Consider the following 13,286-nt stretch of genomic DNA (forward strand, 5'->3'; position numbering starts at 1 on the left):
CTACTTCTTTGATGCTCTTTCCCACTCAGAGACTACGAACTTTTTAATCTCTTCACCTTGATCTCTAGCGCAAATAATTTCATCTATATTCACAGATGTGTGTAGTTTCTGTAGACGCAATACATCACCGTGCTGCGAATGATTTGGAAGCCACGCACCCCAAAAGAAGCCGATTTTTTCTAACTCAGAAAATGCGAGTGAGGCAGCTTCTTGAGATATTGGAAGGTTTAGTAGGATAAAGGGAAGATTGAGAGGCTCTAGTTTTTCTAACTCACCCTTAATCAAGTGAATAAAATCCTTGCCAATGTGCTGAACTTTAATACTAGCCATTTGGATTTCTGGATTGACTTGAGTGGCATATTCGGATTTTCCAATCCCTTGAGCAGAAGATTCTTGAATGCTTCGAGTGAGATTAATCTTTTGAGATAAATTACTTACAAAGTTAATATGTTGTTTAGGAAGATAGATAGTATGGTGTTTATTTTTCAATGGGAGATAGCACGACAAAAATGACATTCGACTATCTGAAAGGCTCTGAAGTCCAACCATATCGCGCGAAGGTGTTGCGCCCAATAAAACGCCAGTCTCCTGAGCACCAAATGCAATCATCTCCTTTTGGCTATAAGGATGATTTGTAACGCAGTCAGTCCAGAATCCGATGAGATCTAATTCTTGGGCAATTTCTATGCGTTTTTTGGCCATTTCTTCAGCGATATGATGACCGCGGTAGTCTGGGTCTACAACCATTTTTCCAGCCTCAGGTGAGGTATTGTGCTCATCAGCAAAGCTGAGTGCGCAATGGCCAATGATGCGACCATCTGGATGTTGAGCGACCACTGAATACATCATTTTGCTATTGATGATTTTTTCTAATGCTACTGAGTCGTATATTTCTTTAAAGGGGTAGCTATCCCCATAGCAACGCTTAACACATTCTATGAGCTGCGGTATATCTCCAATTTCTAAGCCTCGGATTTCCGGGGTAATTTCATTTGTCATGATGTTCTAATTTTACCTAGAATGTAATAATGAAAAAGCCCGGCATGCCGGGCTTTTACTTAGCAAGCAAGCTAGTTAGTTAGCGCGGCTACGATATTCGCCGGTACGAGTATCAATTTCGATCTTGTCGCCGGTGTTGCAGAACAATGGTACTTGCAATTCATAGCCAGTAGCCAATTTTGCATTCTTCAATACTTTGCCTGAGCTGGTATCGCCCTTAACTGCTGGCTCTGTGTAAATGATTTCACGAACCAAAGAATTTGGCATTGCTACTGAGAGTGCTTTACCTTCGTAGAACACCACTTCGCAAGGCATGCTTTCCTCGAGGTAGTTCAATGCATCACCCATAAATTCAGCTTCAACTTCGTACTGGTTGTAGTCGCCATCCATAAATACATACATTGGATCTGCAAAGTAAGAGTAGGTGCATTCCTTTTTATCCAGGATCACTACATCAAACTTATCATCTGCCTTGTATACGCCTTCGTTAGGTGCGCCAGTTAACAAGTTTTTGAATTTCATTTTTACAACAGAAGAGTTGCGGCCTGAGCGGCTATATTCTGCTTTTAAAACGACCATGGCATCAGTGCCGATCATGACTACGTTACCAACGCGAAGTTCTTGTGCTGTTTTCATCTTACTATTCCCGGGTGCAGAGCTGATTTTCTGCGGTTTTTATCAAAAACAAGATTGTAACCGCCTGCTGACTGTTTGAGCTGAAGATCAGGCTACAAAGCCTATTAGACGAGAAGCTAGGCCACCATCGGCTTGTTTTTCAAGTAAATCTGCATGCCAAGCCTTGGAATGGGTGCCCCAGGCATCAATTGATTGATGCCACATGCTTGGCATTGCCCAGTTCATTGCAGCCATGACACCGTGTTTAAGCTCTTGTGATGCGTCGGCAAGATAGAGGTCTAAAAATGCAGCCAACTTGATCTCATGAGCGCGATCTACTTGGGGGTAAATGTGCCAAATGAAGGGCTTGCCGGCTAGCTGTGCCCGCACAAAAGAATCCTCACCACGAACAATATTAAAGTCGCATTGAGCTAGTAGCCAATCATATTCGTCTTGAGAAACAAAGGGAATGGGAAATAATTGAATCGAGTCGGGAAGAGTAAGTGCCTTGGTGGGATGACCTGAACTGAGCTGTAATTGTTCAAGCTGCCCATGAGTTAAAACGATATCGTAATCTTTGCCCATGGCAGCTAAATCCTCCAGCCATTTCAGAAGAGGTGCCCCGGGATAGCAAAAGACACTAATACGTTTTGTGTCAGGTCGTAAGCGCTTCCAAATGGCCTCCAGGGGATTGGGGATCGGTTGCTCTGTCAGCCCCTTGGGAATGGGGTCGATCAAAATGCCACCCGCATGAGCCTGAAAGCCAGGAAAGAAGAAGTATTTTGGTATGCCGTGCGCCTGTGGAGATGCTTTCTGATGAAAGTCCAAAATCCAGGATTCGGCGCTCAAGTACTCTAGATTAATAATGAGTGGCTTTTTAGGGGCAATTAGCAAGCCCGCCAGGTAACGCTCAGGTAGATCGCACCCAAATGCCTCGATCACGACATCGGGCGCCTCTACTGGATGGCGGCTATTGTTATGACTTGCCTCCCAAGGCTGGATATCGATACGGGACTTGATTTCTGGATCAACCCCAGAAGCGAGTAAATTAAGGGTTGGCAGATCGTCACAGAAAATGCGTACATCTTGGCCATGAAGGCTGGTTAAGCTTCTTGCTAGACGCCAGCAAACACCAGCATCACCGTAGTTGTCTACGATTTGACAGAAAATATCCCAACGCATGAGTAATTCGCTTTTTGAAACCCTTCAGCAGGATGTTAAACGGCTACCCGGATTGCCGGGGGTGTATCGCTTCTTTGATGAGGCGGGACATATTCTGTATGTCGGTAAAGCGCGCAACCTCAAAAAACGTGTATCTAGTTATTTCCAGCGCACTCAACTTTCACCCCGCATAGAACTGATGGTGGGAAAAATTGCCCGCTATGAAACTACAGTAACACGCTCAGAAACCGAAGCCTTAATTCTAGAGAACAATCTCATTAAGGAGTTGACTCCTCCATTCAACATTCTCTTCCGAGATGATAAGTCCTATCCTTATGTGATGCTGACCGGACATCAGTTTCCCCGTTTGGCATCCTATCGAGGAAAAACAGATAAGCGCAATAACTACTTTGGACCGTTTCCGAATTCGTGGGCGGTGCGCAATAGCGTACAAATTTTGCAGAAAGTATTCCGCTTGAGAACTTGCGAAGACTCTGTATTTAAAAACCGTAGCCGCCCCTGTCTTTTACATCAAATTCATCGCTGTAGTGCACCTTGCGTTGGACGCTTGAATGTGGAGCAATATGGGCAGGATGTTGCACAGGCAAAACGTTTTTTGGAGGGCGATCACAGTCGCGTTCTTTCTGAGCTTGAGAAGAAAATGCACGCCTATAGCGATGCCATGGAATTTGAAATGGCTGCAGTGCTAAGGGATCGAATTACTGATCTCTCTAGCGTATTGCAACAGCAGTCCATGGATACGGTTGCCGATGGTGAAGGCGATGTAGATGTAATTGCTGTCGCTCAAATGGAGGGGGTCGTCTGCGTTAATTTGGCAATGATTCGTGGTGGCCGCCATTTAGGTGATCGCGCCTATTTCCCTAAGGGTTTACGTTCAAACTCTGGAGAGCTTCCGCCCCCGGCAGAAATTCTAGAAGCCTTTATTGCGCAGCATTATTTGGAGGAGAAGTCAGGTGATGGTGAGGCAGCTACCAATTTAATTCCGCCTGTGCTCATTCTGAATCATCCCCTAAGAAAGATTGGAGACGATATTGCAGCTGCAGAAGAAGTCAGTGAGGAGATTTCACCAGAGGGCTTGCATGAATTGCTGAATGCGCAAGCTGGTAAGCGCATCACTTTCCTGCACCAGCCACAAGGTCAGAGACGGCATTGGTTGGCAATGGCTGAAGGGAATGCCAAGATTGCGATCGCAAAGCGTCTGGTGGAAACTGGCGGACAACTAGCTAGGGCAAGGGCATTGGCTGATGTTTTGGCTCTAGAATTGGAAAGCCTTGAGCAGTTGCGTATCGAATGTTTTGATATTAGTCACACCTCCGGCGAGGCTACTCAAGCTTCTTGTGTGGTGTATTCCAAAAATGCAATGCAGACTAGCGAATATCGCCGCTTTAATATTAATGACATCACGCCAGGTGATGATTACGCTGCAATGCGTCAGGTCTTACAGCGCCGCTATGCAAATTTCCAAGAGCTCCCTGTTGAAAAGATGCCACAAGTTATCTTGATCGACGGTGGTAAGGGTCAGGTTGAGATGGCAAGACAAGTGCTCTCTGAATTTGGTATGGATATCGGATTAATTGTTGGTGTTGCAAAAGGAGAGGGGCGTAAGGTCGGTTTAGAGACGCTCATCTTTGCGGATGGACGAAAATCACTCGAACTCGGTATTGATAGTGCAGCTTTGTTATTGGTAGCGCAAATCCGGGATGAGGCGCATCGTTTTGCAATTACAGGCATGCGTGCAAAGCGGGCAAAGGCTAGAACCGTTTCTCAGTTAGAAGAGATTGAGGGTATAGGAGCGAAACGTCGTCAAAAATTACTGGCTCGGTTCGGGGGTTTACGTGGCGTTTCTAATGCCACCATTGAAGAGCTATCTAGTGTCGAGGGAATTTCCACCGCTTTGGCTGAGCAAATCTACAGGCAGCTCCATTGATTTCCCGGTGAGCCCACATTAGTTTATGCTTGAGCTATGCCATTTAATTTGCCTATTGCCCTGACCTGGTTGCGCGTTGCTGCCATTCCACTTGTGGTTGTGGTGTTCTATTTGCCCAATAGCTGGCTAGCTCCTTTTGATAAGAATCTCACTGCAACTGTGATTTTTGTTTTTGCAGCAGTGACTGACTGGCTAGATGGTTACTTGGCTCGCAAAATGAAACAAGAGTCAGCATTTGGTCAATTCTTAGATCCTGTTGCAGATAAATTGATTGTGGCCGCCGCATTGTTGGTGTTACTCAATATGGATCGCGTCCAAGTTTGGGTAGCCCTCATCATTATTGGGCGCGAAATTACTATCTCAGCATTAAGGGAGTGGATGGCGCTCTTGGGAGCAGGTAAAAGCGTTGCCGTGCACATGGTTGGTAAGTTAAAAACTACCGCTCAACTAGTAGCAATCCCATTTTTATTACTCAATGACATTTTATTTGGGTGGTTAAATTGTGCACAAGTTGGCACTTGGCTGATCTGGATTGCATCCTTTTTGACGCTATGGTCAATGTTTTATTACATGAAAAAGGCTTTACCTCAGTTGGTAGATAAATCCGAGTAAAGCCTATAAAGCCATTCTCGGCAAGGGTTTGGTGTTAGTACAGGTTAGATTACTTCTAAGGGTTGAGAATAAATAATGCGAGTCTCCCAATTGTTTGTTAAACTACTGCCCTGTTATGCGGGAATAGCTCAGCTGGTAGAGCGATACCTTGCCAAGGTATAGGTCGGGAGTTCGAACCTCCTTTCCCGCTCCAAGTTCGATGGGAAGCCCTAAAAAAGCTTCCCATTTTTGATTCAAGCATATGGCGCGTTGGCCGAGTGGTTAGGCAGGAGCCTGCAAAGCTTCGTACGGGGGTTCGATTCCCTCACGCGCCTCCAGTAATTTAAATTGATTACCAGGGCATGAGTATGATCAAACTGAAACGATTCCAAAAAATCACAACAGCGTTAGCGCTATCCGCATTCCTGGCGGCTTGCGCATCTTCTGGCGACTCTCCCACTGGCACCCCGAGTGAAGTTCAAGAAATCCAATCTCAACTATTAGGTGACATGCCATTGCCCGCAGCATCAAAAATGATGGGTTCAGATTCTTTGATTATTGGCCGTGGTGATAACTGGGTAGGGCGCGTAGTTTTATCTGGTGTACAAACTCCTACAGATATTTATGCATTCTTTCAGGCTGAGTATCCTAAAGTAGGTTGGACTACTGTGAGCGCTGTAAAATCTAAAACGAGTATTTTGGTTTTCACTAAAGGTGATCGCACTGCAACGATTGAGGTGAATGAAGGCTCGTTTGGTGGGCCTAAAACAATCATCACCATTACTGCATCACCCAAGAATGCGAACGTAGTTGCGCCAACTAAGAAATAAAAAATAGTTATATTTATCAACAATACAAAAAGGCCTCCAAAAGAGGCCTTTTGATTGACAGGGTGGGGCTTATAGCCCGCCAGCTCTTATAAGACCAACTGCTTGACCTTCTACTGCAAAATTGGGTTGACGACCATCTACCAAAATATTTTTAAAGTCTGGGTTCTCGGCCTGTAATTCAATCACCATACCATCTGCAGTCTTCTTTTGATGCCAACGTTTTACTGTGACCTCATCATCTAAGCGTGCAACGACGATATCGCCATTGCGAACTTCAGAAGTTTTTCTTACGGCCAGATAGTCGCCATCCAGAATGCCGGCATCGCGCATGCTCATGCCTACTACTTTTAATAGGTAATCAGCGCCTTTGCTAAACAAGCTTGGATCAATCGGCACTTGTTTTTCAATATGCTCAACTGCCATGATTGGGGAGCCGGCGGCAACGCGTCCAATCAGTGGCAAAGTTAATTGCTGAAGTGCACCAGAAGGCAGTGACATCTGACGATATTTATTAGGGTTGTGTGTTTGGTTAAAGCGTTGTGGAATACGGATACCTCGGGATGTTCCCGGTGTTAGTTCGATGTATCCCTTTTTCGCTAGAGCGCGCAAATGTTCTTCTGCTGCATTAGCAGAGGCAAAGCCCAGTTGCGTTGCGATTTCAGCACGCGTCGGTGGTGAGCCACTTTCATCAATAGCCTTGGTGATTAAGTCCAAAATCTCACTTTGACGTGAGGTGAGCTTGGGGAGGGCAGTCAGCTCCTCTTGAAAATCGACTGTATTTATGTCCATACTGGGATTGTATACAGCACTATTTGAATATTCAAGTAATTTGAAGGCGGATAATAGGATCATGAGCTCAAACTCCCTTATTTCTGAAAATACGCCCCATCTCTTGGTATTGGGAATGGGTGGAACCATTGCAGGTCTAGCCCCCAATCCGCAAGAAAATCCTCTTCAATACGAAGCTGGCCAAGTTGGGGTTGACACTTTAGTGGCGCAGGTTGAGTCAGTCGTGCCGGTCGGGGTTAATCTGGTTTCGCGTCAGGTAGCCAATATTAATAGCCGCAATCTAACGGATGCCCACCTGACTTCCTTAGGGCTTGCAGTAAGAGAAGCTCTGCTAGATGCCGCGGTTAGGGGGATTGTGATCACTCATGGGACCGATACGATTGAGGAAACAGGCTTATTTCTGCAGGTAACTTGCGGAAAATTAGCTCAGTCTCAGTCTAAGAGGGTCATTCTGACTGGAGCGATGCTGCCAAGTAATGCGCCTGGAGCTGATGGCCCCTCGAATCTACTGGATGCCTTGCGTTGGGCTTCTACATCTATTGATAACTGCCCTGGTGGTATTTATGCCGTGATGGATGGACGTGGATGTATGGCGATGGATTTATCGAAGCGCCATGCAACAGCCCTGAATGCCCCATTACAAAATGCCCCATCAAGCTCAGTAGGTTTAATCAATCCGTCCTGGCTATCTGGTGTAAAGGCTGTCCAAGCCGTCTGGAGCGAAGACCTACCCATTCCCCGAGAGGGTGAGTGGCCTTGGGTTGAGATCTTAACTAGTCATGCTGGGGCCCGTCCGCAAACCATCACTCAGTGGCTCACTAGTGCTGTACAAGGCTTTGTGCTTGCTGGGTCAGGGCATGGCGGCTTTCATGATGGCTGGGTTAAACCTTTGGATGAGGCGATGGCTCAAGGCATTGCTTTAGTGAGAACTACTAGAACAGGTGCTGGTACTACCTTGCCTAATATTCCCGAATTAGATGCGCCTGGCTGCCGTGCTTCAGGGTCATTAACTGCGCCTAGGGCCAGAGTTGCACTCCAATTGGCGCTGAATGCGGCAAATCTGGCAAAGAAAGCTGGTAAACCCCTGACTTGGCAGGATTATTTTGCTAGAATAGCGGACTTACCTGAAATTCGGTAAGGGTTTAAATGCTGTAAATTTGTGTAGTTAGTTTTACCTACAATTTGTTACTACCTTGTCACACTGGCGCTAACTTTAAAAACCATCGGAAGTTAGCAAGACGCCCAGGTGACTTTATCCTTAAGGAGTGTTAGATGCGTCATTATGAAATCGTCTTTATCGTCCACCCGGACCAAAGCGAGCAAGTACCTGCGATGATCGATCGCTACAAAGCGACTTTAGCTGCCGCTGGCGGCAAAATTCATCGTATGGAAGATTGGGGTCGTCGTCAGATGGCTTATATGATCGACAAACTTGCTAAAGCCCATTACGTTTGTATGAACATTGAGTGCGACCAGAAAACTCTGGACGAACTTGAGCACGCATTCAAATTTAACGATGCTGTTTTGCGCCACCTCATCATCAAGACTAAGAAAGCTGAAACAGAGCCTTCCATCATGATGAAAGAAGTGCAACGTGAAGAAGCGCGCAAAACAGCTCAATCCGACGCTCCTGTAGCAGCGGTTTAAGTTAGAAATTTGAAGAGGAATACACAGACTAGAAAACGTATCAGAGTGACGGAGCGGCGTTGAATCATTTCACCCTAACTGCATTCTTGGTATCTAAAGACGCGATTCGATTTACACCTGCAGGAATACCGGTGATGCATTGCCAGCTAGAACATAGCGGTGAGGTAAGCGAGGTAGGAGTAGCAAGGAAAATCCAGATGAGTGTTGAAGCCATGGCAATTGGCCCGATACAAAAGGGCTTAGAGCAAATGGATTTAGGGGCCGAGGCAGTGTTTGAGGGATTCTTAGCACCCAAAACTCTACGTAATCAAAGACTTGTTTTCCATATCACCCATATTCAATTGAAAAATTAAAGAGGAAATCATCATGGCGTTTGGAAAGAAACCCGATTTCAAAAAGAAACCAGCTCAGAACCCATTGTTCAAGCGTAAGCGTTATTGCCGTTTCACTGTTGCTGGCGTAGAGCAGATTGATTACAAAGACGTAGATACATTGAAGGACTTCATTGGTGAAAACGCCAAGATTACTCCTGCACGTTTGACAGGCACAAAAGCGAAATATCAGCGTCAATTAGACACTGCTATCAAGCGTGCTCGTTACTTGGCTTTGTTGCCATTCTCCGATCAACACAAGAAATAATTAGGAGCCCTCAATGCAAATCATTCTTTTAGAAAAAGTAATTAACTTGGGTAACCTCGGCGACATCGTTCGTGTTAAAGACGGTTACGCTCGTAATTTCCTAATCCCACAACGCAAAGCTCGTCGTGCAACTGAAACAGCAATCGCTGACTTTGCAGTACGTCGCGCTGAGCTGGAAAAATTAGCTGCTGAGAAATTAGCTGCCGCTGAAGCAGTTGGCTCAAAGCTCAAAGACTTGGTTCTTGAAATCGGTCAAAAAGCAGGTGTTGACGGTCGTTTGTTTGGCTCTGTAACCAACCATGACATCGCTGATGCTTTGAAAGCAAAAGGCTTTGCAATCGAAAAAGCGTCTGTACGTATGCCTACTGGCCCCTTGAAGATGGTTGGCGATCACCCTGTAGCGGTTGCTGTTCATACCGATGTGGTGGCTGATATCACTATCCGTGTAGTTGGCGAGCAAGCGTAAGTTTTAGATCTACGGTTTTTTAATAAATCGCTAGCCTCATGGCTGAATCCCGCTCACGCTCTCTTATGTCAAATCCTGGCATGATGGGTTCTGGGGATGTAGCCTTGCAGGCTTTAAAAGTACCACCGCATTCTGTAGAAGCCGAGCAATCTTTGCTCGGTGGTCTACTGATCGATAACACAGCCTGGGATCGCCTAGGTGGAGTGTTAACTGACAAAGATTTCTATCGCCCTGAACATGCCCTGATCTATAAGGTCATTCAGCGTTTAGTTGGCGACAATCATCCTGCTGACGTCATTACTGTTCATGAAGCTGTTAAGTCCGAGCAAGGCGGTGACTTAGTTGGTATTGATTACCTAAACTCATTAGCGCAAAGCACTCCAAGTGCAGCGAACATCAAAGGCTATGCTGATATTGTTCGTGATCGCAGTATTCTGCGTCGCCTAATTGAAGTATCTGACAATATTGTGAACTCCGCCTTTGTTCCGGAAGGTCGTTCTGTCAGAACGCTTTTGGATGAAGCGGAATCGCGCATTTTGCAGATTGGTGAAGAGGGCAGCCGTAAAGCCGATTATCTTGAGATTGAACCATTACTCAAAACTGTTGTTGCCCGAATTGATGAGCTTTACAACCGTCAAGGTGGCAGTGATATCACTGGTATTGCAACTGGCTTCATTGATTTAGACAAACAAACTAGCGGTCTACAAAAAGGCGACTTGGTAATTGTTGCCGGAAGACCGTCGATGGGCAAAGCCCAGCCTCTAGATGCTAAAGTAAAAACGGTTGACGGCTGGAAGTTGATGGGCAACTTACGTTTTGGCGATCGCCTTGCCTCTGTAGATGGCCAGCATTCCATGGTTACGGGCATCTACCCGCAAGGCATTAAACAGATTTACAAGGTGACGTTCTCTGATGGTCGTGAAGCTGAGTGCTGCGATGAGCATCTCTGGCGTGTCATGTATCGCGATTGGGATGCTCCCAAAGTCATTAATACTGCACGTTTAATAGAAATGCTTTCTTGTGTTCGCTACAAGAATCGTCTGTGGATAGATCCTGTTTCTGGTGACTTTGGTCATTCAAATATATTGCCTGTAAACCCATGGGTTTTAGGCGCATTACTTGGTGACGGAACCTTAGCCTTATCGCATAGTAGCGTGATGTTCTCGACTAAGTCTCCTGAGCTTATTGAGCGTATGAATGCACTTGCTGGCTATGAGATGGAATTGGTTCATGCCAACGCCTACGACTGGAGACTGGTATCCAAAGCCAGAATCACTGCTAATGGCAAACGTCAGTCTGCACCAACAAATTATTTCCGCTCTGCCTTGCAAGATTTGGGCGTTCTGGGTTGTAGGAGTTTTGATAAACATATTCCCATCACTTACCTTGAGGCAAATAAGACTTCCCGTCTTGCTCTATTTCAGGGCTTGATGGACACTGATGGCTGGATTGAGAAGTGGGGATCCATTCGATTTTGTACTGCCAGCAAGCAATTATCAGAAGACGTAGCCTCTTTGGCTAGATCATTGGGCGGATTTTGTTCAATCTCGAAAAAGCAGACAAACTATACCTACAAAGGCGAGAAGAAGCAGGGTCGCTTGGCCTATGTTCTAAACATGAGCTTTGGCCCTGGCTTTCCAGCATTTACTTTGCCTGAAAAGAAAGAAAGGCTGAGAGCGAGCTGGAATCGCCAACGCAGACTGTCCTTTAAGAGCATTGAGCCGTCCCGAGTGACTGAGGCGCAATGTATCTCTGTTAGTCACCCAGATAGAACCTATGTAACTAATGATTACGTATTAACTCACAATACTGCATTTGCACTCAATATTGCAGAGAACGTCGCATTGGCTGAAGGTTTACCAGTCGTTGTCTTCTCAATGGAGATGTCAGGCGAACAATTAGCATCCCGTTTGCTAGGTTCGGTAGGGCGTGTTGATCAAAGTCGTATGCGTACCGGCAAGCTGCAAGATGACGAGTGGCCCCGTGTTACCGATGCGATTGCTCGATTAAGTAATACCCAGATTTTGATTGATGAGACCGGTGCTCTTTCTAGTCTAGAGCTGCGCGCACGTGCGCGTCGTATTGCGCGTAACTTTGGTGGGACATTGGGTCTCGTTGTGATCGACTACTTGCAGTTGATGAGTGGCTCTGGTTCAGAGAACCGCGCAACAGAGATCTCAGAAATCTCGCGATCTCTCAAGTCACTCGCAAAAGAATTGCAATGTCCAGTTGTTGCCTTATCACAGCTAAATCGTGGCCTTGAGCAGCGCCCTAACAAGCGTCCAATCATGTCTGACTTGCGTGAGTCAGGCGCGATCGAGCAAGATGCAGACTTAATTATGTTTATTTATCGTGATGAGGTATATCACCCCGATACAACGACTGATAAAGGTATGGCAGAAATCATTATTGGTAAACAGCGTAATGGACCAATTGGAACGGTGCGCTTAAGCTGGCAGGGTCCGTACACGAAGTTTGATAATTTGGCGATGGGATCTGTTGGCTACTCATCCGGTGGATACGAGCCGTTCTAATTCAAAAGTAAAAAAATTGAAATAAAAAAGCCACACATTGTGAGGCTTTTTTACAAAGTGGATAAAAAATTACTTACTTTATTGCTGGAGCAATAGGCGGAATCATAAAGCTGAATGCAATTCAGAAATCGATGATCTATCTCTTAATGTAAGCACTTCTTGGTTGATGCAAAAGGTTAATTCTGCTTCATCACCATATTTTGAGTTGCCACTGGGGCCGGGAAGCCTGCTGCAGTAAGGGACTCGCTCATCACGCGGTTACTATCAAAGTAGACTTGCCAGTAGTCATTATTGTTACAGTAAGGACGAACGGCTAATACTGGACCAACTAAATTAAATTCTAAGATATTTACCTCAACACCAGGATCTTGCAATACGTTTGGAATCAAGGCAATCTTTTCTCGAAGAAGCGCCATTGCAGCATTTTGATCTGCTGCACCAGATAGTTGGCACTTTAGATCAACGCGTCGATAGGGGCTATGACTAAAGTTCTGAATGGTATCGCCTAAAATTTTAGTATTACCAATCATAGTTGCGACATTGTCAGGCGTATAGATGGTTGATGAGAACAGACCAATTTCTTTTACGGTACCGGTAACGCCTGCGGCAGCAATGAAGTCGCCAACTTTAAATGGTCGCAAAACAATGACGAACACACCAGCAGCGAAGTTAGAGAGGAGTCCCGCCCATGCTGCGCCGATTGCAACACCTGCGGTGGCAATTAAAGCGGCAAAGCTGGTGGTTTGAATGCCAAAATAGCCCAGAATTCCAATAACCAAAAGAATATTCAGCGTGACCGAAACAACTGAGCCTACGTAGCGAAGAATGGTTGGATCTAGCTTCTGCGTTTCTAATGCCTTGCGAATAATGCTCAAAGAAATGCCAATTAACCAGCGACCAATTACCCAAAAGGCGATGGCAGCCAATACCTTGAGGCCAATATCTGTAGCTGCTGTTACCAATATTTCTTGAACGCGATTTAAATCAATTTCTTTCATTGCTAAATTCCTATGTTGTGAAAGGCGGATATAGATATATTCTATAGGCGATTATTTCTAATAAATATC

The 13,286-nt window shown here is 45.6% G+C and carries 14 protein-coding genes and 2 tRNA genes; 11 read left to right on the plus strand and 5 right to left on the minus strand.

All coding sequences use genetic code 11. The features are described from left to right. The 3 genes from ICN43_RS05015 to earP form a co-directional block, all read right to left on the minus strand. Complete coding sequence (locus ICN43_RS05015; protein ID WP_216197504.1) at nucleotides 1-999, minus strand: GNAT family N-acetyltransferase; 999 nt, start codon at nucleotides 997-999, stop codon at nucleotides 1-3. Nucleotides 1,000-1,074: 75 nt separating this feature from the next. Next, the gene (gene efp, locus ICN43_RS05020; RefSeq protein ID WP_076022852.1) at nucleotides 1,075-1,635 is read right to left on the minus strand and encodes an elongation factor P; all 561 of its coding nucleotides are present in this window, start codon (nucleotides 1,633-1,635) and stop codon (nucleotides 1,075-1,077) included. 87 nt (nucleotides 1,636-1,722) lie between these two features. Beyond that, nucleotides 1,723-2,796 carry an elongation factor P maturation arginine rhamnosyltransferase EarP gene (earP, locus tag ICN43_RS05025; protein ID WP_216197505.1) on the minus strand — a complete coding sequence of 358 codons (1,074 nt, stop codon included), beginning with the start codon at nucleotides 2,794-2,796 and terminating at the stop codon, nucleotides 1,723-1,725. On the opposite strand from earP, the gene uvrC reads away from it, so the two are divergent. From uvrC to ICN43_RS05050, 5 genes are all read left to right on the plus strand, one after another. After that, complete coding sequence (uvrC, locus tag ICN43_RS05030; protein WP_216197506.1) at nucleotides 2,795-4,723, plus strand: excinuclease ABC subunit UvrC; 1,929 nt, start codon at nucleotides 2,795-2,797, stop codon at nucleotides 4,721-4,723. The two genes, earP and uvrC, sit on opposite strands and share 2 nt — an antisense overlap. A 36-nt stretch (nucleotides 4,724-4,759) precedes the next feature. Beyond that, the gene (pgsA, locus tag ICN43_RS05035) at nucleotides 4,760-5,335 is read left to right on the plus strand and encodes a CDP-diacylglycerol--glycerol-3-phosphate 3-phosphatidyltransferase (protein ID WP_216197507.1); all 576 of its coding nucleotides are present in this window, start codon (nucleotides 4,760-4,762) and stop codon (nucleotides 5,333-5,335) included. A gap of 117 nt (nucleotides 5,336-5,452) precedes the next feature. Further along, nucleotides 5,453-5,528 (plus strand) — tRNA-Gly (locus tag ICN43_RS05040). Between the two features lie 50 nt (nucleotides 5,529-5,578). Beyond that, a tRNA-Cys gene (locus ICN43_RS05045) sits at nucleotides 5,579-5,652 on the plus strand. A gap of 24 nt (nucleotides 5,653-5,676) precedes the next feature. Next, the gene (locus ICN43_RS05050; RefSeq protein WP_255533424.1) at nucleotides 5,677-6,144 is read left to right on the plus strand and encodes a hypothetical protein; all 468 of its coding nucleotides are present in this window, start codon (nucleotides 5,677-5,679) and stop codon (nucleotides 6,142-6,144) included. A gap of 69 nt (nucleotides 6,145-6,213) precedes the next feature. Here the strand turns inward: ICN43_RS05050 and lexA are convergent, their stop codons facing one another. Next, nucleotides 6,214-6,933: a transcriptional repressor LexA gene (lexA, locus tag ICN43_RS05055; RefSeq protein WP_216197508.1), complete on the minus strand. Its 720-nt coding sequence runs from the start codon at nucleotides 6,931-6,933 to the stop codon at nucleotides 6,214-6,216. A 61-nt stretch (nucleotides 6,934-6,994) separates the two neighbouring features. On the opposite strand from lexA, the gene ICN43_RS05060 reads away from it, so the two are divergent. The 6 genes from ICN43_RS05060 to dnaB all read left to right on the plus strand — a co-directional run bounded on the left by ICN43_RS05060 (nucleotide 6,995) and on the right by dnaB (nucleotide 12,219). Beyond that, the gene (locus tag ICN43_RS05060) at nucleotides 6,995-8,071 is read left to right on the plus strand and encodes an asparaginase domain-containing protein (RefSeq protein ID WP_216197509.1); all 1,077 of its coding nucleotides are present in this window, start codon (nucleotides 6,995-6,997) and stop codon (nucleotides 8,069-8,071) included. 134 nt (nucleotides 8,072-8,205) lie between these two features. Beyond that, nucleotides 8,206-8,580, plus strand: a complete 375-nt coding sequence (gene rpsF, locus ICN43_RS05065; RefSeq protein WP_216197510.1) for a 30S ribosomal protein S6 — start codon at nucleotides 8,206-8,208, stop codon at nucleotides 8,578-8,580. 59 nt (nucleotides 8,581-8,639) lie between these two features. Then, complete coding sequence (gene priB, locus ICN43_RS05070; protein ID WP_216197511.1) at nucleotides 8,640-8,933, plus strand: primosomal replication protein N; 294 nt, start codon at nucleotides 8,640-8,642, stop codon at nucleotides 8,931-8,933. Between the two features lie 13 nt (nucleotides 8,934-8,946). Beyond that, the gene (gene rpsR, locus ICN43_RS05075; RefSeq protein WP_011902267.1) at nucleotides 8,947-9,219 is read left to right on the plus strand and encodes a 30S ribosomal protein S18; all 273 of its coding nucleotides are present in this window, start codon (nucleotides 8,947-8,949) and stop codon (nucleotides 9,217-9,219) included. 13 nt (nucleotides 9,220-9,232) lie between these two features. Beyond that, on the plus strand, nucleotides 9,233-9,685 hold the full coding sequence (rplI, locus tag ICN43_RS05080; protein WP_216197512.1) for a 50S ribosomal protein L9: 453 nt from the start codon (nucleotides 9,233-9,235) through the stop codon (nucleotides 9,683-9,685). Nucleotides 9,686-9,768: 83 nt separating this feature from the next. Continuing rightward, entirely contained in the window at nucleotides 9,769-12,219 is a 2,451-nt protein-coding gene (dnaB, locus tag ICN43_RS05085; protein ID WP_370623197.1) for a replicative DNA helicase, read from the plus strand. 176 nt (nucleotides 12,220-12,395) lie between these two features. Here the strand turns inward: dnaB and ICN43_RS05090 are convergent, their stop codons facing one another. Then, nucleotides 12,396-13,217 carry a mechanosensitive ion channel family protein gene (locus tag ICN43_RS05090; protein ID WP_216197513.1) on the minus strand — a complete coding sequence of 274 codons (822 nt, stop codon included), beginning with the start codon at nucleotides 13,215-13,217 and terminating at the stop codon, nucleotides 12,396-12,398. Nucleotides 13,218-13,286 lie beyond the last annotated feature (69 nt).

The sequence above is a fragment of the Polynucleobacter sp. UK-Mo-2m-Kol15 genome, assembly GCF_018881505.1.
Lineage (GTDB): Bacteria > Pseudomonadota > Gammaproteobacteria > Burkholderiales > Burkholderiaceae > Polynucleobacter.

Coding starts and splice junctions, on each gene's coding strand:
- lexA (WP_216197508.1), bottom strand. CDS start 6,933: ATGGACATAAATACAGTCGATTTTCAAGAGGAGCTGACTGCCCTCCCC.
- ICN43_RS05060 (WP_216197509.1), top strand. CDS start 6,995: ATGAGCTCAAACTCCCTTATTTCTGAAAATACGCCCCATCTCTTGGTA.
- rpsF (WP_216197510.1), top strand. CDS start 8,206: ATGCGTCATTATGAAATCGTCTTTATCGTCCACCCGGACCAAAGCGAG.
- rpsR (WP_011902267.1), top strand. CDS start 8,947: ATGGCGTTTGGAAAGAAACCCGATTTCAAAAAGAAACCAGCTCAGAAC.
- pgsA (WP_216197507.1), top strand. CDS start 4,760: ATGCCATTTAATTTGCCTATTGCCCTGACCTGGTTGCGCGTTGCTGCC.
- rplI (WP_216197512.1), top strand. CDS start 9,233: ATGCAAATCATTCTTTTAGAAAAAGTAATTAACTTGGGTAACCTCGGC.
- earP (WP_216197505.1), bottom strand. CDS start 2,796: ATGCGTTGGGATATTTTCTGTCAAATCGTAGACAACTACGGTGATGCT.
- dnaB (WP_370623197.1), top strand. CDS start 9,769: ATGGGTTCTGGGGATGTAGCCTTGCAGGCTTTAAAAGTACCACCGCAT.
- ICN43_RS05015 (WP_216197504.1), bottom strand. CDS start 999: ATGACAAATGAAATTACCCCGGAAATCCGAGGCTTAGAAATTGGAGAT.
- ICN43_RS05090 (WP_216197513.1), bottom strand. CDS start 13,217: ATGAAAGAAATTGATTTAAATCGCGTTCAAGAAATATTGGTAACAGCA.
- efp (WP_076022852.1), bottom strand. CDS start 1,635: ATGAAAACAGCACAAGAACTTCGCGTTGGTAACGTAGTCATGATCGGC.
- ICN43_RS05050 (WP_255533424.1), top strand. CDS start 5,677: ATGAGTATGATCAAACTGAAACGATTCCAAAAAATCACAACAGCGTTA.
- uvrC (WP_216197506.1), top strand. CDS start 2,795: ATGAGTAATTCGCTTTTTGAAACCCTTCAGCAGGATGTTAAACGGCTA.